The organism is Vibrio syngnathi, assembly GCF_002119525.1.
In the GTDB taxonomy this organism is placed as follows: Bacteria; Pseudomonadota; Gammaproteobacteria; order Enterobacterales; family Vibrionaceae; genus Vibrio; species Vibrio syngnathi.
The window spans coordinates 1,847,205-1,871,815 of sequence record NZ_CP017916.1 but is presented as its reverse complement, the minus strand read 5'-3'; the positions used below and the strand labels follow the sequence as shown (position 1 = coordinate 1,871,815).

The 24,611-nt window shown below is 43.2% G+C and carries 18 protein-coding genes; 9 read left to right on the top strand and 9 right to left on the bottom strand.

Annotated features, from left to right (window positions below; all coding sequences use genetic code 11):
* Positions 1–8: 8 nt before the first annotated feature.
* Both K08M4_RS08550 and K08M4_RS08545 read right to left on the bottom strand, forming a co-directional pair.
* Positions 9–1,487, bottom strand: a complete 1,479-nt coding sequence (locus tag K08M4_RS08550) for an HD-GYP domain-containing protein (RefSeq protein ID WP_086049578.1) — start codon at positions 1,485–1,487, stop codon at positions 9–11.
* Between the two features lie 298 nt (positions 1,488–1,785).
* Entirely contained in the window at positions 1,786–2,085 is a 300-nt protein-coding gene (locus K08M4_RS08545; RefSeq protein ID WP_009847048.1) for a hypothetical protein, read from the bottom strand.
* Between the two features lie 220 nt (positions 2,086–2,305).
* Here K08M4_RS08545 and K08M4_RS08540 point away from each other — a divergent pair, with 220 nt between their 5' ends.
* Positions 2,306–3,709, top strand: coding sequence for an aminotransferase-like domain-containing protein (locus tag K08M4_RS08540; protein WP_086049577.1), 1,404 nt, complete (start codon positions 2,306–2,308; stop codon positions 3,707–3,709).
* 208 nt (positions 3,710–3,917) lie between these two features.
* Positions 3,918–4,124 (top strand): hypothetical protein, encoded by a 207-nt coding sequence (locus K08M4_RS08535; RefSeq protein WP_004734707.1) that lies wholly within the window; start codon positions 3,918–3,920, stop codon positions 4,122–4,124.
* A gap of 383 nt (positions 4,125–4,507) precedes the next feature.
* Here the strand turns inward: K08M4_RS08535 and K08M4_RS08530 are convergent, their stop codons facing one another.
* Both K08M4_RS08530 and asnS read right to left on the bottom strand, forming a co-directional pair.
* Entirely contained in the window at positions 4,508–5,902 is a 1,395-nt protein-coding gene (locus K08M4_RS08530; RefSeq protein ID WP_086049576.1) for a COG3904 family protein, read from the bottom strand.
* Between the two features lie 286 nt (positions 5,903–6,188).
* Positions 6,189–7,589, bottom strand: a complete 1,401-nt coding sequence (asnS, locus tag K08M4_RS08525) for an asparagine--tRNA ligase (RefSeq protein ID WP_004734710.1) — start codon at positions 7,587–7,589, stop codon at positions 6,189–6,191.
* Between the two features lie 781 nt (positions 7,590–8,370).
* On the opposite strand from asnS, the gene K08M4_RS08520 reads away from it, so the two are divergent.
* The gene (locus K08M4_RS08520) at positions 8,371–9,861 is read left to right on the top strand and encodes a SulP family inorganic anion transporter (RefSeq protein WP_086049575.1); all 1,491 of its coding nucleotides are present in this window, start codon (positions 8,371–8,373) and stop codon (positions 9,859–9,861) included.
* Between the two features lie 132 nt (positions 9,862–9,993).
* Here K08M4_RS08520 and K08M4_RS08515 read toward each other — a convergent pair whose 3' ends face one another.
* A complete protein-coding gene (locus tag K08M4_RS08515) occupies positions 9,994–11,628 on the bottom strand; it encodes a methyl-accepting chemotaxis protein (protein WP_086050410.1) in 1,635 nt (544 codons plus the stop codon).
* Between the two features lie 326 nt (positions 11,629–11,954).
* Here K08M4_RS08515 and queD point away from each other — a divergent pair, with 326 nt between their 5' ends.
* Both queD and K08M4_RS08505 read left to right on the top strand, forming a co-directional pair.
* Positions 11,955–12,317, top strand: a complete 363-nt coding sequence (gene queD / locus K08M4_RS08510; protein ID WP_086049574.1) for a 6-carboxytetrahydropterin synthase QueD — start codon at positions 11,955–11,957, stop codon at positions 12,315–12,317.
* Between the two features lie 694 nt (positions 12,318–13,011).
* Positions 13,012–14,154 carry an amino acid permease gene (locus K08M4_RS08505; protein WP_086049573.1) on the top strand — a complete coding sequence of 381 codons (1,143 nt, stop codon included), beginning with the start codon at positions 13,012–13,014 and terminating at the stop codon, positions 14,152–14,154.
* A 152-nt stretch (positions 14,155–14,306) separates the two neighbouring features.
* On the opposite strand, the gene K08M4_RS08500 is transcribed toward K08M4_RS08505, so the two are convergent.
* From K08M4_RS08500 to K08M4_RS08490, 3 genes are all read right to left on the bottom strand, one after another.
* Complete coding sequence (locus K08M4_RS08500) at positions 14,307–15,668, bottom strand: L-serine ammonia-lyase (protein WP_086049572.1); 1,362 nt, start codon at positions 15,666–15,668, stop codon at positions 14,307–14,309.
* A 120-nt stretch (positions 15,669–15,788) separates the two neighbouring features.
* Complete coding sequence (locus K08M4_RS08495; RefSeq protein ID WP_086049571.1) at positions 15,789–17,042, bottom strand: aromatic amino acid transport family protein; 1,254 nt, start codon at positions 17,040–17,042, stop codon at positions 15,789–15,791.
* 309 nt (positions 17,043–17,351) lie between these two features.
* The gene (locus K08M4_RS08490) at positions 17,352–17,951 is read right to left on the bottom strand and encodes a CoA pyrophosphatase (RefSeq protein ID WP_086049570.1); all 600 of its coding nucleotides are present in this window, start codon (positions 17,949–17,951) and stop codon (positions 17,352–17,354) included.
* A gap of 269 nt (positions 17,952–18,220) precedes the next feature.
* Here K08M4_RS08490 and K08M4_RS08485 point away from each other — a divergent pair, with 269 nt between their 5' ends.
* From K08M4_RS08485 to K08M4_RS08475, 3 genes are all read left to right on the top strand, one after another.
* Positions 18,221–18,763, top strand: a complete 543-nt coding sequence (locus K08M4_RS08485; protein ID WP_086049569.1) for a heme NO-binding domain-containing protein — start codon at positions 18,221–18,223, stop codon at positions 18,761–18,763.
* Between the two features lies 1 nt (position 18,764).
* Positions 18,765–20,462 (top strand): ATP-binding protein, encoded by a 1,698-nt coding sequence (locus K08M4_RS08480; RefSeq protein WP_086049568.1) that lies wholly within the window; start codon positions 18,765–18,767, stop codon positions 20,460–20,462.
* Positions 20,463–20,639: 177 nt separating this feature from the next.
* The gene (locus K08M4_RS08475; RefSeq protein ID WP_009847031.1) at positions 20,640–21,257 is read left to right on the top strand and encodes a porin family protein; all 618 of its coding nucleotides are present in this window, start codon (positions 20,640–20,642) and stop codon (positions 21,255–21,257) included.
* Positions 21,258–21,378: 121 nt separating this feature from the next.
* On the opposite strand, the gene pabB is transcribed toward K08M4_RS08475, so the two are convergent.
* Positions 21,379–22,752, bottom strand: coding sequence for an aminodeoxychorismate synthase component I (gene pabB, locus K08M4_RS08470; protein ID WP_086049567.1), 1,374 nt, complete (start codon positions 22,750–22,752; stop codon positions 21,379–21,381).
* A 253-nt stretch (positions 22,753–23,005) separates the two neighbouring features.
* On the opposite strand from pabB, the gene K08M4_RS08465 reads away from it, so the two are divergent.
* Positions 23,006–24,523, top strand: a complete 1,518-nt coding sequence (locus tag K08M4_RS08465) for a fumarate hydratase (RefSeq protein WP_086049566.1) — start codon at positions 23,006–23,008, stop codon at positions 24,521–24,523.
* The last annotated feature ends 88 nt before the right edge of the window (positions 24,524–24,611 follow it).

Below are 24,611 nucleotides of genomic sequence, written 5' to 3'. Positions count from 1 at the left end.
CTTTTAATCTATTGCCTATCTTGATGAGTTGCCGCAATCGAAACAAACGCTTGTTCAACAGCTAAAAAGGCGTCGACAACTTGAGGATCAAAATGGGTCCCATTACCTTCCAAGATGATCTGCTTAGCTTGCTCGTGGGTAAAGGCAGGCTTGTAGACTCTCTTTGAAATTAACGCGTCATAAACATCCGCTAATGCCATTAAGCGACCAGATAATGGGATATCTTCACCAGACAACTGATTTGGATAACCGCTGCCATTCCATTTCTCGTGGTGAGTCAGAGATATCTCTTTCGCAACCCTTAAGAAAGAGCTACTTCCTAGCTGTTTTTCTGCAATAGATAATGCTTCCGCCCCGATAGCCGGGTGACCTTTCATTATCTCAAACTCTTCATCGGTTAATTTTCCCGGTTTTAGCAGCACACTGTCAGGAACACCAACTTTACCTACATCGTGCAGTGGAGCCGATTTGTAGAGAAGTTCGATGTAGTTTGGTGTTAACAAACTTGAATGTACTTCTGACTTACTGAGCTCCAGTGCGAGTACCTTTACGTATTCTTGAGTTCGTAAAATATGGGCGCCAGTTTCATTGTCTCGAGATTCAGCTAGTGCAGATAAGCTAACAATCGCGACGTCACGTGTGGTTTTTACTTCGTCTTGAGCGTTTTCGAGGCTATCAAGCATGGTATTGGTCATAGATGCTATTGACCCAAGCTCGTTGTAGCTGAATATAGGTAAGCGAACGCCTGGCTCACCATTAGTTACTTTACTTAATGCGTGCTCTTGGCTTAGAAGAATACGTCTGATCAGCTGGCTCCATAGAGTCATGATGGTTATCGCGTATCCACCTAGTACAACCGCCAAATAAATGAACTCTTTAATCACGCTGGTCTTGCCCGTACCATCTAGCAAACGGCTGGGGTTGTGTTCTAGCCAGAAGATGTCTTTGACAGCCACCATAGTCAGCATGGTGGTCAGTGTTACCAGAAGCACGATGACCAAACCAATCATTTGTTTAACCAGTGAACTTCTTTCACCTATCAGGTGGAAGTCAAATTGCCCAGTCATCTCCATTGCATCTATTTGGCTAAGCTTCGCTTTCAATTGAAGAATGGTTCCGGTAAAGAAACCGAATAGACTCATACCAAACAGAACTTTCAAGTTACTGTCTATCGTGAATTCGTAGCTTAGGTTGTAGTAGAGCGCGAAAGGAATACTCGCGGCAAAGAACAACATAGTATCGAGTTGTGCAAATCGACCTTGTTTGACTAAGGTGTGTTGCGATAGCAAATAATGACGCACTAGCCACAATAAGATAAAGACACTACTGACTTGGGTGAAAATTTCTAACGTCGTTAAGCTTTCGAGCATCGGGCATACCCGACTGCCGTAGGTGCCAAATAGCACGCCAGCGATGACGTATAATTGAGTCGTTAGCGATTGATTGTAATTTGAAGTATCCATCGATAAGCCTTTGTTCATTTTCATCTTAAGGTCTCGCAACTATTCCTAAGTTTACGAATACGTATTTTGTGTATTGATTCACGAGGTTGGTGGGTATGTATGGCTAGTATAGCGAGTGTGAATAAGGTCGGGGATTCTATCGATAGCTTTTGTTGAATGATACAAAAAATTGGTTTGTGTTAGATAATTGTTAGGTAGATGGATGTTATTACGGCATTTTTTATGAAGGCACTTGAATAGTCCCGGTTGAAATACGAGACTATTCAGTCGATATATTTGAGTAAAGTCGAGAGTGATTGACGACTACTTACCTCTAATCAAATTACTTTTTCAGATTGATTTCAGATTCAATTGAGTTGGTTTCAATGTCTGGGTGAGATGCTAGTTTGTCTGATGCCCATTGGTTTAGGTGTTTCAGAATAGCAGACACCGCGTGTTTCTCAGTTGGTGCTTGGTCTTGATCTACATCGATCTCCTGCTTTGGATGTGAGCCTGTTGCATCTTCAGCGATATGGAGCCAGTCTGGGTGCCAGTAATATGGCTGGCCACTCGGTGTTGTCCAACTATGAACACCGTTTGACTCTCCTTTATAACTTAACTGGTCTGCTTCTATTTTTTTCATTGTTATCTCGCATGTTTTTTGGATTTCATCAAATTATAGAGACGTAGAACGAACTTGGCTCCCGCCTTTGTTACAAACTTAGCAAAGCATACAAAGATATCTGTGAACCAATTCACACTATTATAGAAATTAGGCTCAATCATATGGATAGCAGCAATAGTTGTTAACGTTAGTGATAAAATCTCAGGCTTATTAGAATTTCTCTAGGTAGTACAATTAGATGGCGCGTTATGAAGAGCTTGCAAAGGATATTCGAACTCAGATAGCGAACAACACGTGGCGTTCAGGAGAAAAGATCCCTTCCGTCCGCATGAGTTGTCGCAATTACAGCGTCAGCAATAGTACTGTCTTACAAGCCTACCAATTGTTAGAAAGCGAAGGGTGGATCATCGCTAAGCCTCAGTCGGGCTACTTTGTTGCACCACGTGTGGACGGCGTTGATTATGAACTGCCGTTAGTACACAAAAAGAAAGCCATTAATGATCGCTTATTCGACTTTTTGAAATCGAGTTCGGCAGAGGGGGTTATTCCTTTTGGATCAGCATTCCCCGATCCTGATCTTTTTCCTTTGCCTACCTTGACTCGAAACCTCGCCAGTGCGGGAAGGAAGATGACAGGTGCTAGTGTGATCAATAATCTGCCACCGGGCAGTGAGTCCCTAAGAAGACAAATCGCTCAACGTTACCTGCAGCAAGGTATTACCGTTAACCATCAAGATATCGTGATTACTTCTGGTGCGATGGAAGCGCTTAACTTGAGCCTGCAAACGGTGACTAAGCCCGGTGACTACGTTGTGATTGAATCTCCCGCTTTCTATGGTGCTCTGCAAGCTGTCGAGAGGTTAGGGCTTAATCCTATTGAAGTCGATGTTTGCCCAATCAATGGATTGAACATCGAACAGTTTGAAAGTGCCCTAAAAACTCAAGACGTGAAAGCGTGCTGGTTGATGACGACTTTTCAGAATCCGACTGGAACAAGTTTGTCTGGAGAAGCGAAGCGCCGAGTGGTTGAGCTTGCTGAACAATACAAGACTTATATTATCGAAGATGATGTTTACGGCGACCTATATTTCGAAGGGCATAAACCTAAACCGCTAAAAGCATTTGATAAGACAGACTCAGTGCTGCTATGCGGCTCTTACTCTAAGAGTTTATGCCCTGGCTATCGTGTTGGTTGGGTGGTGAGTTCGCGTTTTAATGATGCCATTCAAAAGCTTCAGCTTCTTTCTACTTTATCGAGCAGTGCACCAGTTCAACTTGGGGTCGCACACTTCCTCACTCATGAAAGCTATGATAATCACCTTCGCAAACTGCGTAAAAATCTCTTGGTCAGAAAAGAGCGGTTTATTAGCGCTATCAAGCAATACTTCCCCCAATCTATCGAGATTGAAGACCCTGCTGGTGGTTACTTCGTGTGGGTACGGTTCTCTCCTCATTTCGATAGCCAACAATTCCATCAACTCGCGATTGCTCAGGGTATTAGCGTCGCTTCAGGCGATCTGTTTAGTGAACAGGGCAGAGTAGACAATGCGATTCGATTGAACTTCTCTTATGAACTCACAGCAGAGAAAGAGCAAGCGCTGATCCTACTTGGCAAACTCGCGCATCAACTGACTCACCTGTAATAATCGTATTCCTTAGCTGTCTGATTTTTTATGCGTTTAAGCATTTTGGTTCAAAGCGAGCAAATGGCCTAGCCGTAATAAAACTTTAAGTCACTCATAAAAAAGACAATGATTGCAACTGTACGGGTTGTTTCCGGCTTAACTGTACGCCTAATTGACCAGATAGTTGTGGTTCAATAACGATAGACCAAATATTGGAGATACCGTTATGTTGAAAATGACTATGGGTAACGAAGTTAAGTTGATTATCGTTGCTATTGTGTGTGCACTTCTGTTAATCCTCGGCCACGTACTACTGGCAAAAGCATTCGCTGATATGGCTTGGGCAGAATACACCACTGCCGCAATCCCATTCGTTATGATGGCAATCTGCGGTCTCGCGATAAAGTACGCTATCGACCAAGATGTCGATTAAGTTTCTAAGTACGCGAAAATGATCTTTCAGAGCCCCTCCATGATTTGGTGGGGCTTTTTCGTTGTATACATGAAACGGACTTGCGTAGGCATCGCTGCTATCGTCGTGAAATAAAAATCCTTGATGAAATACAATTACTATACACACCTGTTTCAAGCACATAAAACTTGTTTTTGAAAGTGAATGCATTTGAACAGAAAGGCGATCAGTTAGTCATTGAATTCAAGCCTCTCCAAAGTGCAGGTGAAAAAATTATGCTTGATCACTTTTTAGTACGTAAGGCTGACTAATTTAGTTTGGACAGCTTAAATGAAACTTAAGCGCAATAAATAAAAAGAAGCCCTACTTAATATTAAGTAGGGCTTCTTTTACAATGTGCAAAATTACTTAGTGATTAACGTGCTTTGCTTAGCATTGAGTTCAAAGTTAGAAGTCTTAGTTACAGATTTGGTAACTGTAGTCGCGCTACCACTTTGCATAGGTTTCTTTGAAGTGCGCTCATAGTTTACAAGTTGGACTACATCGCCTTGAAGACGACTTTCTAAGCAGTTGGACACGGAGACAAGAGTTGACACCGGGACTCCAACATTGATGACGCTGGCGCGGACAAGTTTACAGTGGCTTATGTCGTTTTTTGAAGGCTCTTTAATGAAAGAAAAATCTTCATCTCCTACTGTTACTTTTATTGACTTTACATTCAATTCGATGTTGACTGATGTGTTTGTCTTTTCAACGCCATAATTTTCTATCGTCAACCCGCTTTCAATTAAAGGCTTAGCAGGGATACTGTACTTACTACTAGAGTTATATAATGAGTGTATTGTATCTGTTTTTGGGTTATAGAAAGCTGTTGGCTTCTGAAGTGATGCTTTTAATACATATGTTTTCGTAACGGGATCTAGTGTTCCGTTAAGCTTTATGTGAGTAATTAGCTCGTCTCTATTGGATACATTGAACTGCTTAAATAAAAGTGTGGAGACATGGTCGAGTACATAAACGGCGCGTCTTACGTGGTTTTCAACTGAAAGTGCTGTTATTGTGTCACTGCTCACGTCTAAAAGGCCGTTGCTCAACAAGGCGTTATTGGGAGTATAATTTGCCCGCTGGTCTTTTGTAACACTCGTTATTACGGACGCCAAACCATATTTAGATACTTCAGCTGGGGTCATATAATGCATACCGTTAGCAGGTGCTGCTTTCAGTGTAAACCAGTAGAAGCCGCTCGGATCTGGTAATCCCATCTTTTTATAATAATCAATGTAGGGTTTGTGCTGGCTATGGCCGACAGGCAGTGAAGCCCCTTGTAAAGACCCTTCTGCCCAAGAGTGCACGCCTAATCGAGCGCCTGGTTCAACCGTCCTTTTTACACCCGCAACGAAAAGGTCAGTGCCGCCTGACGCTACATGTCCAATCGAGCTGATGTACGTGTCTAACTTCTTTGCTCTCACCTTGTACGCGAGTTGGATGTTGGCGTCATCATTCATAGACCCACCCATATCAATGAAGTTCAGCGTTTTTGTGTTCGGATGAGCTTTCATCATATCGTCAAACGCTTTTGGGCTTCCACTACATGCAACGCCATTGACACTCGCTATTGTACCTTTAATCTTGAAGGTTAAGGCTGTATCCCCTTGTAAGGGTTGCGAACATTTAGAGATGAAGACTGTTGGTTTTTGTGTTGGTTTCACCGCCGGCTTTTTAGCCGAAGTCGATGAGCCTCCGCTACCACATCCGGTTAAAGTGATTAGTAGAACTGCAGATAAAATGCTTGTTTTCATTGGTGTCCCTAAAAATTTATTTTCACAAATTAGTTAGTGAGAAGATTAATGTATACAAGGCATCAATACTGTATGGCTTTGTCAGTCGTTCATTACATTAAATTACAGTAAGCTTTTGATTTGTAAATTTATGTTTGAGCTAGTGATTGGAGGTTTACTCATGAAAGTGAGCAGGTGAATCTGTGGGGACAAAAGGAATGGAGATAATATTAAGACATAAAAAAACCTCCGCAAGTGCGGAGGTTATTATTTGTTCTCAACTTTTAATATCGAATAGGTTTTCGAATTAGAAGTTTGCAGAGCGTGGTGTACGTGGGAACGGGATAACGTCACGAACGTTGCCCATACCTGTTACGTAAGACACTAGACGCTCAAAGCCAAGACCGAAGCCAGCGTGAGGCACTGTGCCGTATTTACGTAGGTCGCGGTACCAGCTCATGTGCTCAGGGTCGATACCCATACCAATCATGCGCTCGTCTAGAATGTCTAGACGCTCTTCACGTTGTGCACCACCGATGATTTCACCGATGCCTGGTGCAAGTACGTCCATTGCCGCAACTGTTTTGCCGTCGTCGTTTAAGCGCATGTAGAAAGCTTTGATGTCTTTCGGGTAGTTCTTAACGATAACAGGTGCTTTGAAGTGCTCTTCAGCTAGGTAACGCTCATGCTCAGAAGACATGTCGATGCCCCACTCAACGTCGAATTCAAATTTCTTACCAGAATCTAGTAGGATTTGGATTGCGTCAGTGTAGTCAACTTGTGCGAAATCAGCGTCTACGAATTGCTCTAGACGAGTGATTGCTTCTTTGTCGATGCGAGAAGCGAAGAACTCAAGGTCGTCGCGGCGCTCTTCAAGAACAGCAGCGAAAACGTATTTAAGCATGTCTTCAGCCAGTTTTGCTACATCGTCAAGGTCTGCAAACGCAACTTCAGGCTCAACCATCCAGAACTCAGCTAGGTGGCGGCTTGTGTTTGAGTTTTCAGCACGGAACGTAGGACCGAACGTGTAAACCTTGCTTAGTGCACAAGCGTAAGCTTCAGCATTAAGTTGGCCAGATACTGTTAGGAAAGTTTCTTTACCGAAGAAATCTTCGTTGAAATCAACTTTGCCTTCGTCAGTGCGAGGTAGGTTTTCCATGTCTAGCGTAGATACGCGGAACATTTCACCAGCGCCTTCTGCATCAGATGCCGTGATTAGCGGAGCTGAAGTCCAGAAGAAACCTTGCTCGTGGTAGAAACGGTGAATCGCTTGAGATAAACAGTTACGTACACGTGCTACTGCGCCGATCACGTTCGTACGTGGGCGTAGGTGAGCAACTTCACGAAGGTATTCGATAGAGTGACGTGTCTTAGCCATTGGGTAAGTGTCAGCGTCTTCAACCCAGCCTACAACTTTAACGTCAGTTGCTGCTAGTTCGAAGTCTTGACCTTTCGCAGGAGACTCAACAATCTTACCCGTTACTTCAACAGAGCAGCCAGTTGTTAGCTTTAATACTTCGTCTTCGTAATTATTAAGATTATTAGGAACCACGGCCTGAATCGGGTCGAAACAAGAGCCGTCATAAATGGCAAGGAAAGAGATTCCAGCTTTGGAATCACGACGTGAACGGATCCAGCCGCGAACAGTTACTTCACTGTCTACCGCTAGCTTGCCGCCAAGTACGTCTGTTACAGGCGCGTAAGTCATGTTGATTTCATTCTCCATTGAGGGACAAATTCAACTCAAAGTCTCTAGCATTGAGGCAAATGAACATATATTTGCACAATAATTAGCCGAAACATTGAGTTGTATAAACTTTTTAAATCGATTGAACATATTACCTGTCATACCGACAGCTTCAACCTTTATTCTTGCTTGGTGAAAAAAATATTGTGTCTACTGACCAGAAATACCTTTTAGGGTGTGTTTTTTGTTCGATTTGGCTTTCTGTTTGGTATTTGTTTGAGTGCTAGGGAGGTGCGCTAGCGCTAATGGTTAAGTATTCTTCAATACCTTGTAAATCGATGTGAGCAGAGTGATTGAAACGACGTGAACTGAAGTTGGTTATAACATAGAGCTGGCTGAAATCGAGTCCGCTAGCGGTTTTTGGCCGGATTAAGAAGCGTTAATATTCGAAACCTTTGTTTGCAAGATTGGACGTGTGATTAATGCAGCGCTCACTTTATATTGGCAGCCATTCAAGCTTGTGCGTTACCCGAGCTATCTGTGTAATACCTAGGTTACCTAGTGCAATACTTACGCTACCTTGTCCGATACTTAAGTGACAAACACAAAGCACAAGTGTGAGTCCATCTAATAAACAATCACCCACTAGAGGAGTTTAATATTCACGTGTTAATTACGCCGCCTTAACCCCTGCATTCTCTCTACACCCGCACTTTTCGAGCGTTCCCTCATTCAAGAAAAACAGTCGATCAAATTATGTCTGAACAAGGCAGGACTGGCTGTACAAGTAAAAGAGAATTACATGCTTAATTATTTAAAAAAACATTGGTTATCAAACGTTAAAGGAGATTCATTATCTGGGATTGTGGTTGCACTCGCATTAATCCCTGAAGCCATCGCATTTTCAATTATCGCAGGCGTCGATCCTAAAGTAGGGCTTTATGCTTCTTTCTGTATCTGTGTTGTAACCGCTTTGGTTGGCAGTCGTCCGGGGATGATCTCTGGGGCAACGGGCGCAATGGCGCTGTTGATGGTCACCTTAGTGAGAGAACACGGGCTAGAGTATCTACTCGCAGCTTCATTTCTTGCTGGCGTCATTCAAATCGCGGCTGGATACCTCAAGCTTGGTAATTTGATGAATTTCGTTTCCAAATCGGTGATTACTGGGTTTGTTAACGCGCTCGCTATTCTTATATTTATGGCTCAGCTCCCTGAGTTGATCAACGTCCCTTCGAGCGTTTACGTGTTAGTCGCCTTGGGTTTGGCGATCATTTATCTGCTTCCTTATTTTCCCAAGTTTGGTCGTGCAATACCTTCTCCATTAGTCGCGATTGTTGCCCTGACTATTATCAGTTTGTTATTTGGTTTAGATGTCAGAACGATTGGAGATATGGGAAAGCTTCCGGATTCACTGCCTGTGTTCTTGATTCCTAATATTCCATTCACGTTTGATACGCTCACAACCATCCTTCCATATTCTATTGCTCTATCTCTTGTTGGCTTATTGGAATCATTGATGACGGCGACGATAGTGGATGACCTGACCGATACTGAAAGTAATAAGAACAATGAATGCAAAGGGCAGGGCGTAGCGAACATCGTGGCTTCACTATTTGGTGGTATGGCGGGGTGTGCGATGATTGGCCAGTCGATCATTAACATCAAATCTGGCGGCTTAACCAGATTCTCCAGCCTGATCGCCGGGGTTGTTTTACTGCTAATGGTGGTGTTTGTTTCTGATTGGTTGAAGCTGATACCGATGGCCGCTTTAGTGTCTGTGATGATCATGGTTTCAATCGGCACGTTTTCATGGCGCTCTGTTGTTGAGCTTAAAGACCACACACTCCCAACCAATGTAACCATGTTAGCAACCGTGGCGGTGGTGGTGTTTACTCACAATCTCGCAATAGGTGTTGCGGTTGGCGTGGTGTTATCGGCTCTGTTTTATGCGCATGCTAGCAAGTCGATGGTCTTTATATCCGATGAAGTCGTGACTAACGAAATGCACACTACCCACCGAGTAAAAGGCCATGTCTTCTTTGCTTCTTCAGATGCGTTTATCGATCTATTTGATTATGACAATGCGACCTCTTTAGTGACCATCGATATTTCGGATGCGTCTTTCCTAGATAACACGTCGGTTGAGGCGCTTGATAAGGTCGTATTTAAGTTCCGTAAAAAGGGCGCTTATGTAGAAGTCGCAGGAATGGATACTGTGAGTGCGAACCTGATATTCAAACACGCGATGTACCACAAGCATAAAGATTTAACTGCGGTTTCCATTACGCACTAATCGTGGTTTAAGGTGCTCTTAAAATCTTAAAATCTTAAAATCTTAAAGCCTGAACTAGACATTGTTATGAAGATAAAGCGCTCATCTTTGAGCGCTTTTTTGGTTGATGTCAGCAGGGAGAACTCTACCGACTTATGACTGGCTTTTCTCGTTGCTATTTGAGTTCGATAAGGTGAATTGGTTGATAAGAGATTCAAGGTGATCAGACAGCTCTTCTAAATCATTACTGATTCCACGAGTCTCGGCCGCAGATTGTGATGTGTTGTCTGCGTGAGAAGTGATGGTTTCAACCTTTTGTTGAACATCTTGAGTCGCGTGTGTGGTGGATTGCGTCTGTTGTTGAATATTTTGTGCATGAGCCAACACTTGTTTCATTTCTTCAACGACACCGTTCATTTCAACGGACAGTGCGTCGATATCTGTTGAGCTTTGATGCGCTTGTTCGCAAACACGGTCGGCAGAAGTTAACGACTCTTCGCTACCTTGTTGGAACTGATGGATAATCGATTCAATACTGCCAGTTGCCTCTGCCGTTCGTGATGCAAGATCACGAACTTCATCTGCTACTACCGCAAAGCCCCGTCCTTGTTCTCCCGCACGAGCCGCTTCAATCGCCGCATTTAAGGCTAGAAGGTTGGTTTGGTCTGCAATACCTCGAATAACCCCCAATATTGAAGATACCTCTCCTGTTTGCTCATTAAGTGTCTGTATCTTGTGTTTTACTTCTTCAATACTGCTAACTAGGTTCTTTATCTCACTGCTTGCATCATGTGCTTGATTGGCACTCTTACACGCCACATCGGCGGTGTGATTGATAAGCTCTGAAGCCGTTAAAGTTGCTTGTTCTACATTGACTTGCTGTGCCTGTATCCCTTCAACATTGTTTTGTACTTCAGCCGTTTCATTCTGCTGATCACTGGCTGCTTGTTCGGTAATGTGCGCAACGCTGGTCAGTTGATTGGCAGACGCATTCAACTTATGTGAGGTGTTTTGTACCTTTTCCAAACTGTCGGAAACGGTGCCCATGAACGAGTTAATAGAGTTAGCCAGTGTTCCAATCTCATCTTTACTTTGTTCGGGCAGCCGAGTGGATAGGTTTTTATCGCTGCTGACTTGGGTCATAAAGCGAGATGTCTGTTGAAGAGGGCGAACGATGATTTTACGAACCAGCCCCATGGTTAACACGAAACCAGCAAAAGAGATCACCGCCATAATACCAATAGCGGCCATGGTTTGAGTGTTGATCAGTGAGTTGACGTGGCTGAGGTTATATTCGAGGCGAATCGCACCCAATACTTCACCTTGTGGCGCCATATGACAGGCCACACAATTGGTACCTCGGTAATCTTCACTCGATTTCATTGGCAAAGCAATAACCAAGCCTTTCCCCCAGTCGGCAGAAAAGGGCTCGATAACGGTTTCACCCGCTAGCGCTCGTTTATCAATATCATCGACAGGCGTTTGGTTTTCATTGCCAGGTCCGTACAACTTGCTCACTGCATCAGCGCGCAGTACACGAACATTTTCAATGCCTTCTTGCGCTAACGCTTTCTGACGAAGGGTCTCTTTCTGTGCCATGGTTCCTGTTAGCATCATCATATTAAGGCTATCGAAATAGTTGCTTGCCTTATCGTGAAGCTGCTCACTTAACACAGAGTTTACAAGTTGCTTTTGCTGCGAATATTGAAAGTAAGTCGATATTGCAAGCAAGAAAGTGAACACAATGGCGAGGGCTACTAGGATTTTAAAGGTGATTGTTGAGCGCATAAGGTGTTTGTTTTTATTAAGTATAATGACATGCATACTTTACGTGTAAGCGGCTCTACCACCTATGAGGTATAACCGATTGTGTGACCACACTCCGGTTGTGGTTATGTTTCTGTGATGTAGCGGGTTTGTTTCTCAATGGGCGAGAAGGTTAAGCGTATGGTAATTTTCAAGCCATCTTTATATGTGTTTTATTGTGACTCAAGTGAGTGGCTAGCAACAAGCTCCCCCTTGCAGCTAATAAGGCCGTACAGTGGTGATAGAACTTGTAGTGTGTATTGGTTTTACGTAAAATTGCGTGTCATTTTTTTAGCCTGAGAAACACAATGAGATCTGAGTTATACAAAGAGTTTATGTTTGAAGCAGCCCACCATCTTCCACACGTGCCAGAAGGGCATAAGTGCGGTCGTTTGCATGGCCACTCTTTTCTTGTTCGTTTGTACGTAGAAGGCGAAGTTGATCCGCATACTGGTTGGGTAATCGACTTTTCTGAAATTAAAGCTGTATTCAAACCCATTTACGACCGTTTAGACCATTACTACTTAAACGACATTGAAGGTTTAGAAAACCCGACAAGTGAAGTATTGGCTAAGTGGATCTGGAACGAACTAAAACCAAGCTTGCCACTTTTGAGCAAGGTTGAGATTAAAGAAACATGCACAGCGGGTTGTATCTACCGCGGTGAATAAGGTTTCGAGACTGTAATTTCAAAGCTATATTTTTAAAGTAATGGCCTTCAATACGATAGTATTCAATATCGTTTTTATGGTTATAGTCTTCAAAGCTTCAAAGGCGCTCACAAGAGCGCCTTTTTTGTGGCTGTCATATATGTATGGGTGTTCTTTATACAAGCTTTGTTGTTGATGGAGTGGGTGTATTTATGTGGTGAGTTTTTATTAATGATGATGATTGGTTTAAGTGGCTTGGTGGTTGATTTATATCCAAATGGCCGTTTTGTTCAATTTAATAGCAAAAATTGTGGTTATAGCGTTGTGTTTCGAGGCTCATTCGATAAGATGAAAAGACCTCTATGATAGAGGTAGGGCAGCAACGGATACGCTGCTTCAAATACTATGGAATGTGACTCAATTATTGGACACATACATGAAATTCAAGATTACATCGCCGATTATTGAACCTACGGAAGGTTCACCACATCAGTTAATGCTTACTCACACTGCTCGTTTTACCTCTTTTAAGACAAGATCTTCTTTGAACGCCCTGTTCGACCACGTCTCTGCACGCTTCTTTACCACTTATCGCTCCTATTGTTATTCGTTTTATAACTTTATTTCTATCTGAATGCCTTTGTCATCCGCTCGATGTACAAAGACTCACACCTATAAAAACTAAACAAATAAGTTAAAAACAATGAATATTAAAATGATGGGTAGCTCCCTAATTATCGCTGGTACCGCTCTCGGTGCTGGTATGCTTGCGATCCCGATGGTATTAGCTCAATTCGGATTGCTTTACGGCACACTGCTTATGGTACTGATCTGTTTCGGTACGACTTACGCAGCATTACTACTTCTAGAAGCGACCATCAAAGCCGGTGGCGGTCTAGGGTTAAACTCTATTGCTCGAAAAACACTGGGCAAACAAGGGCAGTTGATTACTAACGGCCTACTTTACGCGTTACTGATTTGCCTATTAATGGCTTACATTCTGGGTGCGGGTGACTTGCTGAGTAAGTTACTGTCTAACTTTGGCGTTGAGATCACCGCTACCACGAGCCAAATCGTGTTTACCTTGCTTGCGGGTGCCGTAGTCGCGAGTGGTACTGGTGTAATTGATAAACTGAATCGTGCGTTGTTCTTCGTGATGCTAGCGAGCCTGTTTGCAACCATGACGTTCTTGGCGCCGAGCATGACTCAAGATAACTTGATGCAAGTAACCAGTCATGATCACATTGACCTCATCAAAACCAGTGCCATCCTATTCACAAGCTTTGGCTTTATGGTTGTGATTCCAACCTTGGTTTCTTACAACCACGAAGCGACAGACAAACAGTTGCGTAACATGGTGATCGTAGGTTCTCTGATCCCATTAGTGTGCTACTTGTGCTGGTTGTTTGCTGTGGTCGGTAACTTGAGTGAAGAGCAATTTAGAAGCTTCAAGAACGTGTCTGACTTGATGGCGGCGTTTGAAGCTCAGTCTCCTTGGGTGGGTAACGTTCTGTCTACCTTCACGGGCTTGGCGTTGTTGACCTCTTTCTTTGGTGTGGCGATGGCGTTGTTCAACCAGAACAAAGACATGTTCAACCAAAACACAGCGGTTACTTACTGCATTAGCTTTATCTTGCCTTTGGCAGGTTCGTTGCTTGCTGCTGACAAGTTCCTACAAGTATTAAACTACGCAGGCATCATCTTGGTGTTCCTAGCTGTGTTCGTTCCTCTTGTTATGGTTCACAAGCAGCGTTTCATTAAAGTAGCAGAAGATAGATATAGCGCAGAAGGTGGCAAACCAATGTTACTTTTCTCATTGTTGTTTGGCTGCTTCTTGCTTATCTCACAAGTGATCTAGTTTTTGGGTCAACTGTCTAAGGTGTGAATCGAGCATCTTAGATATCAGTTACGAAATTTAGATACAAAAAAAGGAACGCATCGGCGTTCCTTTTTAGTATCTGCTCATTACAATCAGATTGAATGAGAGGTTGGCTTGTTAGCTAATATGAACTAGCAAACCACTTTAACAGCCAAACCACCTTGAGAAGTCTCACGGTATTTAGCGTTCATGTCTTTACCGGTTTCTAGCATAGTTTCGATAACTTTATCTAGAGAAACAGTAGGAGCAGAAGAACGACGAAGTGCCATACGAGTCGAGTTGATTGCTTTAACTGCAGCAATACCGTTGCGCTCGATACATGGTACTTGTACTTGTCCAGCAACTGGGTCACACGTTAGACCTAAGTTGTGCTCCATGCCGATTTCAGCAGCCATACATACTTGCTCTGGGCTACCACCCATAAGCTCAGCAAGACCAGCAGCAGCCATAGAACACGCCACACCAACTTCACCCTGACAGCCAACTTCAGCACCAGAGATAGAAGCGTTACGCTTGTAAAGACCACCGATCGCGCCAGAAGCTGCGAAGTAACGGATGTAGTCTTTCTCTGTTACTGTTTGAATGAACTTATCGTAGTAGGCCAATACAGCAGGGATGATGCCACATGCGCCGTTTGTTGGTGCCGTTACTACACGACCGCCAGCTGCGTTCTCTTCGTTTACTGCGAAAGCAAACATGTTCACCCAGTCAACAACTGTCATTGGATCGTTAGTTGTTTTTTCTGACGTGATCAGTTGTTGGCGAAGTGCAGCAGCACGACGAGGTACACGTAGTGGACCAGGTAAGATACCTTCAGTATTCATACCGCGATCCATACACTCACGCATCGTTTTCCAGATATTAGCGAAGTAAGTACGAGACTCTTCGTCTGAGTGGAAAGCGGCTTGGTTTTTCATAACCAGTGTACTGATAGAAAGACCACTTTCTTTACACTGATTAACCAACTCTTCAGCTGTTGTGAATTCGTAAGGTGCTTTAATTGGGTTCTCTTCTTCTTTGCCGAAGTTCTCTTCGTCAACGATGAAACCGCCACCAATTGAGTAGTACGTTTTTGAGTATGCGACTTCGTCATCAACCCAAGCATGAATGCTCATGCCATTCTCGTGTAGAGAAAGGTTGCTCGTGTGGAAGTTCATTCCGCCATCTTTAGGGAACGAAACAGTATGACAGTGCATACCAACAGGTAGACGTTCAGTTTCTTCTACTCGAGCAATGAAGCCTGCAATAGAATCGATATCAACACGCTCAGGAGTATTGCCAGCAAGACCCATGATGATTGCGATATCTGTGTGGTGACCTTTCCCTGTCAGTGATAGTGATCCATATACGTCCACGGTGATTTTAGTGATGTCGCGCAATTTTCCCATTGAACGTAGGTCATCAATAAATTCTTTACCCGCTTTCATTGGTCCAACTGTATGTGAGCTCGATGGACCAACACCGATTTTATAGATATCAAATACACTAATCATAGCGATTACCTCAAAAAGAGAGCCTCCCAAGGGGAGTAGGGAGGCTCATTTATTATCATTATATTTTTTGTTTAATCTCGCCATATAAGATGGATGTCATCTTATAAAAAGGGCTTGAGATTAAAGAGCGCCGTAGATTACAGAACTAATAGCCGCTAGACCACATAAAGCTGTAAAGATTTGCACAGGTGCTGAAGTTTTGTACTTAGCCATTGCTGGTACTTTCTGCATCGCGAATACAGGCATTAGGAACAGGATAGCTGCAATCATTGGAGCACCCATTGTTTCAATCATACCTAGGATGCTTGGGTTAACTACCGCAACAATCCAAGTTGTAACAACGATGAACGCTAGAGATGCTTTCTCAATCGTGCTGATTGAAGAACCAGAGCGAGACTTGATTAGACCAACAAGACCTTCATGAGCACCTAGGAAGTGACCGAAGTAGCTAGAAGTGATTGCTGCGAACGCCACTAGAGGGCCCATGTAAGAGATAAGTGGAGACTCATGAACGTTAGCTAGGTAAGAAAGAACCGAGATGTTTTGAGATTGCGCTGTTGCTAGTTGCTCTGGAGATAGAGAAAGTACTACAGAGAATACGAAGAACATTACAAAACCCATCAGCATCATTGCTGCGCCGCCAGTGATCGCGTCAGTTTTCTTAACCGCGTCTTCACCGTACACACGACGTTGCTCTTTAGAGAACTGTGAAATGATTGGGCTGTGGTTGAAAGAGAACACGATGATTGGAATCGCAAGCCAGATAATAGAAGGCATTGCTGACCATTCTGGGCTTGTTTCCATCATTGAAGTGTTCCAATCAGGAACTAGGTAGAAAGACAATGCTAGTAGGATGAATACTAGTGGGTAAACCATTGCTGAAGTTGCTTTAAGCATCAGCTCTTTACCGAATACAACACCTGCTGTCATAGCAAGGATAAGTGCACCAGAAAGAAGAGGACGAGGAATAGATTCCATGCCCATTTGGTTTACTAGGAAAGAGTCAACCGTGTTTGTGATACCAACACCGTATATAAGAACGATTGGGTAGATAGCGAAAAAGTAAGCGAAAGTAATAAGGTTTGCGCCAGTCTTACCGAAGTGTTCTTCAACTGTGTCTGTAATATCTGCTTCAGGGTTCTTAGAAGACAGTACAAAACGAGCTAGAGATTTGTGTGCGAACCAAGTCATTGGTGCCGCGATTAAAGCTAGGATAACTAGTGGCCAAAAACCACCCGCGCCAGCTTTGATTGGAAGGAATAGTACACCAGCACCAACTGCTGTACCGAATAGTGAGAGACACCAGGTAAAATCTTTATAGTTAAACTTGCTTGTATCTGTAACGGCACTTGCCGAAGAAGTTGTTGTGTTCATGTTAAATTACTCATTTTTTGGGAACAGGAAATAAGTCGGGGCTAATTCTGCAGAATTTTCTTCTACAAAAAATAGATCTAAATCATGTAATGAAATGGCGTGTCACATGATATGCGAAAAATGGATTTTTGATCACGAAAATAGCGTGCCACAGGTGATTTATGTTTATGCTTGGCATTAGTTTTGTTTATGCGAAAGGTAATTCAGTACAGAATTATATCGGGGAAACGTTTGCGCGAAATTGGATTAATAAATTTGTTCCATGGAAAGGCCGTTATTTGTTAACAAGGATTAAACAAAACGTAGTTTCTATGTAATTTGTTGCACTACGTGCTGTTGCATTGATTGGATGATTTGCGCTGTAACGCCCCAAATTAGGTGCTCTTGGAAGGGCATCGTAAAAACACGATGCTTGATTTGTTTAAAGTTAACAGTGTGGCTGTGTAACTTGGCTTGGTCCAAAATATAGGTGGCTGGCACCTCAAAAATAGAGGCAACTTCGTTCTCATCGATGATGGCTTTATAGTCAGAATCAACCATTACAACAATCGGTGTAACTAAAAATTTACTAATGGTACTTAAAGTGGGTAATTGCCCAACAATTTTAACTTGATTCGATCGAATTCCGACCTCTTCGTGGAGTTCTCTAAGTGCGGTGAATTGCATAGAAGGGTCAGAGAGTTCGTGTTTTCCTCCGGGAAAACTGATTTGGCCAGGGTGATGTTTAAGATGTGCTGCTCTTTTAGTAAAAATGACGTGTAAACCATCTTCTCGTTCCACTAAACCGACTACCACTGCCGCTTTACGCAATTGGTCGTCACTGATGTGCGAAACGCGCTCAATGGATTCTGGGTGATAGCCAACGGTAGAGTTGAGCTGGAATTGTTGAAGGAAGTTGTCTTTGTTCATATAAAGCCAATATATTGATTATTATGATTTTAAGTATAGACATAACCGTGTGTTGATTACTAATTTCTCATTTGTCGTCATATTCCTCCTTTAGTAGAGGGGATCACAGGACATAACAAGAGCCGGCTAGTCACGAATTTTCTTAAAATGCGCTAGTAAGCGTTACCTATGTCATAAATTGGGTGATGAAACATATATTTTCTGTTTAAGAATTTGATAACAATAACTTAGTGGACCATTCTAAAAAGAAATAGAAGAAAAGGTATGAGATGAAAGGAATCATATTCACCGAATTTTTAGAGCTTGTTGAAGACAAGTTTGGGTTAGAGCTTTTGGAAGAAGTTCTAGAAATGTCAGAAGATGAGGGGATCTACACATCAGTAGGCAGTTACGACCATCAAGATCTTGTTCGGTTGATTATCAATCTGAGCAAAAAAACTGATATTGATGCAGCGAGCTTACAACGTGTTTTTGGACAGTCTGTTTTTAAGAACTTACTGGCGTCATTACCGAATAAAGCGAGCCTCGCCCACAGCAACAACACTTTTCAATTTATTCAGCACGTAGAGCGTTACATTCACGTGGAAGTGAAGAAGCTCTACCCAGATGCTGAGCCTCCAAAATTTAGCTTTATCACCACGACCGAAGCGCAACTTGTCTTTGACTATAAAAGCGCACGGTGTATGTCTCATGTTTGCTTGGGACTTATAGAAGGGTGTGCTGAGTACCACGGTGAATCAATTGGGGTAGAAATGACGCCACAAAATGATGATCAAAGCGTGGTTAGGTTTAATCTCAAAGTAGAAAAGTGATATGGATCTGGCATCTGCCCAAGAGAAAAAACTTAAACGTCAAATAGCAGCTCGGAAAGCAGCTGAAGCCTTGTTGGAGCAAAAGAGTCTCGAACTGTTTGAGGCCAACCAACAACTAGAGCTTGCGCTACGCCAATTAGAAAAGCGTTCCAATGCGAATATTCGACGGATCGAATTCCAAGAACAGATCGACAACCTGTTGATCGATTTCGGGCGCGCGTTTCTTAGGAATGATCTCGATGATATTATGTTGTCAGAGTTAACGACTAACGTGACCAACAGTTATTTGATTGAAGCGAGTCGCCTGATACTCCCGCCTAAACTGATCCCGCAGCTTCTCACAAATGACTACGGTGACGAAACTGTCGGTGAATTAGACCAAAATGTTCAGGAGCCTCAATGGCGAGGCGATTTACTGACAGTACCTCTTGAAGTAGAGAAGGTGATAGTCGGTGCGTTAATAGTGAAGGTTAGGTTGCTAGATCAAGACTACGAATTCATCCAAAGCCAACTGTTGTTAGTGACGGACCTTATCTGCAGTGCCTTAACCCATCAGCTTGCGATTAACCGAAATATTGAATCACGTAAGCGAGCAGAAGAGTCGGAAAGGGCAACACGCGATTTTGTAGCGATGATTAATCATGAATTAAGAACTCCACTCAACGGCTTATTGGGCAGTGCTGAATTGATCAGCGATACCGAACTGACTAGCTCTCAACGTGAAATAGTGAATAACCTAAGTCAATCTGGTGAGTTTCTTAGAACCATCATTAATGATTTATTGGATTACAGTAAAATCAATGCGGGTATGTTGGAGCTTATTCCGAAGAAATTTGCGCTACATGATTTGAAAAATACGATTGGCAGTATTTTTACCAATCGTGCGATTGAAAAGCAGCTTCAGTTTGATGTCAATATAGCCGATGGGGTACCCAGTCATTTCTACGGTGACTTAGAGCGCATCACTCAATTGTTTGTAAATTTAATCGGCAATGCAATTAAGTTCACAGATCAAGGGCGCGTGAGCGTTGAAATAAAATGGCTCAATGATCGATTCATTTTTTCTGTTGAGGACACAGGGGTCGGTATCGCAAAGTCTGCCCACAAAACCCTCTTTGAACCTTTTACGCAGGTCGACAACTCAAGCAGCCGAAACTATGAAGGTACCGGGCTTGGCTTGGCTATTTGTCGTAAGTTGGTTGCGTTGATGAGTGGCAACATTGGCGTGACCAGTGTTGTCGGTTCGGGTACTAAGTTTACCGTCTCGGTACCTCTTCAAGTGGTTGATTCACTGACGGAGAGTGATAGCGTAGCTAAAGGCTTTGAGCCTGAGATCGACCTGTCATTGCTCAGAGTGCTGGTGGTCGATGATATTAAGATGAACCAAATCATCATCCAACAAATGCTACGTAAACACGAGATTGAACCTGTTATCGCAAGTAACGGTATAGAAGGGTTCGAGCTAGCCGCAGGCAATGATTACGATATTGTGTTCATGGATTGCAGAATGCCGGTCATGGATGGTTTTGAAGCAACAAAGAAGCTGCGAAATTCAGGTTATACCTTACCGGTTATTGCATTAACGGCAGGCACGACAAAAGAAGAGCGGGAGTTGTGTATTGAATCTGGTATGGACGATATATTGAGTAAACCCTATACAGCGAATGACTTAGTGATAATGCTGAATAAGTGGGGCTAATAAATATCATTGCCTTTGTAGCGAGTGAATATGCAACGTTATTTATTTGTCTCTAATATCTTGAGTATATTGTCAATGTAACAAGTGAGCTGACAATGCTATACGTTCACTTACTTTATTGGTCGCTTTTATTAATTATATTAAGGAGGTTTGAAAAACTATAAAAATGGATTCGATATGAAAAAAATGATAGTGACGCTTGCTCTAATTGCACCTTTATCTGCAGTGGCTGCACAAAAAGACCCAAATGGTTTCTATATCGGAGTAGGAGCTGGTTCAACTGAACTTGATGATGGTGGTTTTGGTAAGGCCATAACTCGCAAAACCACAACAACTGAAACTGAATCACCTTCTTATAAACTCATTGCCGGTTATCAGATCAACCGTATTATTGGTATCGAAGGCCAATATACTAAATATGGAACGTCTACAACAAAAGTAGGCAGTTCAAAAGCATTCACAACAGACTTTAGTTCAATTAGCGTTGCTGCGAATGTTGGTTATACGTTCGATATTGGTCTTCGACCTTATGCACTTTTAGGTTATAGCTTTTTAAATTCAGAAATTGAAAACAGTGGTAATAATAAATACTTTGCGACTAAGTCATCAACCGTATCTGGTATAAAAATGGGGGTGGGCGTAGAGTATGCAATTCCTGCTGCACCAGCTCTAGCATTACGTGCAGGTATTGATTGGGAAGCAGCTGATATCAAAGTGAAAGATGAAAAGAACAAAGAGTTATCTAACGTTCACACACTCGGCTCATTCTATTTGGCTACAACATACACCTTCTAGGCTAGTGTTATTGAAAAGCTAAGTAGGTGATTGCCCACTTAGCTTTTTTAATATTAAAGTACTTTCCAGATTGGATTTTTAGCTGTTTTTAATAACCCGGTTTAATAAATCTAGATTAAATTTATCTATCAGCCAGTACAGGCAATATTCTACTCAGCTTATCAAGAGTCTCTTGGTACTCAGAAGCACAATCACTATCAAATACCACACCTCCTCCAGCCCAAGCATAAAGCGTATTGTTTTCTGCCACTAACGTACGAATCGTAATGCTGGTGTCCATTCTGCCATTACGGCTGATATAACCAATGCTACCGCAATACGCCGAGCGACGATGAGGCTCTAGCTCCTCAATGATCTGCATCGCGCGAACTTTTGGAGCGCCGGTAATCGACCCCCCGGGAAAGCAAGCCCTTAATAGGTCATGTGCTGAATATTGGACATCAAGCTCTGCCCTTATCGTGCTCACTAAGTGGTGCACAGCAGGGAAACTCTCTATATCGAATAGCTTTGGCACATGAACCGATCCCGGCTTAGCGACTCGACCTATGTCATTGCGCAGTAGGTCGACAATCATCAGGTTTTCTGCCTGATCTTTCTCGGCAGTTAACAGGTCTTGAGCATTGGCGTCATCAATCATGGAATCTTCAGAACGAGGACGTGTCCCTTTGATCGGCTTGGTTTCAATGGTGCCACTATTGAGCTCTAAAAAACGCTCAGGGGAGATACTGAGAATGGTGCAGCCTGCTAAACGGATAAAACCAGAGAATGGAGCTGAGTTGTACTGCTCTAACTTTTCATAAGCGAGCCATTCACTGCCTTGGTAATCGGCACGAAAACGTTGAGCAAGGTTTATCTGATAGCAGTCGCCCGACAACAAGTATTCTTGAACGCTGTTGAACTTGTCAGAATAGCTCTGTTCGCTCATGTTCGATTGCCAAGGTGTCGTAAGGTGGAACTGTTCGGCTTGCGGTTTGTCTTGCTGCTCTGATAACCAATTCCAATGCGTCTCGATATTTTGTCCAACGACGCATGCCATCTTAAGCTTGTGATCAACCACTATGGCCCATTCATACAAGCCAACCGCCATGTCTGGCGCTTCAATGTCACGTTCAGCAAGTGAAGGAAGCGCCTCGACTCTGCGACCTAAATCGTAGCTAAAGTAGCCTAAAGCACCGCCAACAAATGGCAACTCAGGGTAGTCTTTGGTAGCGGGCAGTAATTGCTGCTGATATTGGTCGAGTAGTTCGAAAGGATCGGAGTCTGAAACAGCGCACGTCTCATTAACATTAACGGTCGTTTTTGCGCCGATTGTCTCGAAGGTGGCGATGGGTTGAGCAACTAAAATGTCGTATCGACTATCAACGTGGCTTTCTGAGGCGGAGCGTAATAGCATTGCCCACGGCACGCTTTCAATATGAGAAAACAGCTGTTTAGCTAAAGTTGATTGATATTCAAGCGGCTTGATTTGGATAGAGCGAAATTCGTTGTTATTCATTTGTTTAATTTGTGACAAAGAGTTCGATCACTGCATGGCGTGTGAGAGGAAGCAAGAGTATCATAAATTGAAAATAAAATGGGTTCTTGATTAGAACGGAGTAATCCAAGTGGTTTAGTTTACAGCTATGCAAGCGATTGCTAAAGCAACTAAATACAGCTCAACATAATAAAAAGCTAAGCCAACTAGTCCGGTTAGACAAAACAGTCGAACCAAGAACGCACATGGAACCAGAACAATAAAGAGGCATGCAATGACGGTTATTCGTAAGCAAGATGTGATCAGCAGTGTCGCTGACGCACTTCAGTACATTTCTTATTATCACCCTTTAGACTTTGTCCAAGCCCTAGAAAAAGCGTACGAGAAAGAAGAGAGCCAAGCCGCTAAAGATGCGATTGCTCAGATTCTTATCAACTCGCGTATGTCTGCTGAAGGCCATCGTCCAATTTGTCAGGATACGGGTATTGTTACTTGTTTCGTGAACATCGGTATGGATGTTAGGTGGGAAACGGATCAAACAGTACAACAGATGGTTGATGAAGGCGTTCGTCAAGCTTACAACAATCCAGATAACCCATTGCGTGCATCTGTCCTAATGGACCCTGCAGGTAAGCGTATTAATACCAAAGACAACACACCAGCGGTTGTTCACATTAATATGGTTCCAGGCAACAAAGTTGAAATTCAAATCGCAGCAAAAGGCGGCGGTTCTGAGAACAAAACCAAGATGGTCATGCTTAACCCTTCTGATGATATTGCTGAGTGGGTAGAGAAGACGCTACCAACAATGGGCGCGGGCTGGTGTCCACCGGGCATGCTTGGCATAGGCATCGGCGGCACGGCTGAAAAAGCAGCGGTACTAGCAAAAGAATCTCTGATGGAACACATCGATATTCAAGAGCTTATCGACAAAGGCCCAGAGAACGCAGAAGAAGAGCTTCGTTTAGATATCTTTAACCGTGTGAACAAGCTTGGTATTGGTGCGCAAGGCCTTGGCGGTCTAACGACTGTGGTTGACGTGAAAATCAAAACAGCACCAACGCACGCCGCATCTAAGCCTGTTTGCTTGATCCCGAACTGTGCAGCAACGCGTCACGTACATTTCACATTAGATGGCAGCGGCCCTGCAGAGCTGACGCCACCTAAGCTAGAAGAGTGGCCAGACATTACTTGGGAAGCTGGCGCGAATACACGCCGTGTTAACCTAGATGAAATTACCAAAGAAGACGTTCAAGAGTGGAAGACTGGCGAGACGGTTCTTCTATCAGGTAAGATCTTAACCGGTCGTGATGCAGCGCATAAACGTATTCAAGGCATGCTTGAAAGTGGTGAAGGTTTACCAGAAGGCGTCGACCTGAAAGGTAAGTTCATTTACTACGTAGGCCCTGTTGATGCAGTACGTGATGAAGCGGTAGGTCCTGCAGGCCCAACAACGTCTACTCGTATGGATAAGTTCACCGACATGATGCTAGAAGAAACCGGCATTATGGGTATGATCGGTAAAGCTGAACGTGGTCCTGCAACGGTTGAATCAATCAAACAACATAAATCGGTTTACCTGATGGCGGTTGGCGGTGCAGCTTATCTTGTTGCAAAAGCAATTAAGAAAGCACGTGTTGTCGCGTTTGAAGATCTAGGTATGGAAGCGATTTACGAGTTTGAAGTTGAAGATATGCCTGTAACGGTTGCGGTTGACTCAAACGGCGTAAACGCACACCAGATCGGCCCTGACACGTGGAAAGTGAAAATTGCTGAAGCTGAAAAAGCGTAATTCACCGAAGTCAAAAGTCGTAACAGGCACTAGCTTCAGCGTTTAAATTGCAATTCTTGACAGAAAGTTAAAGACAAAAGTGCAGCAT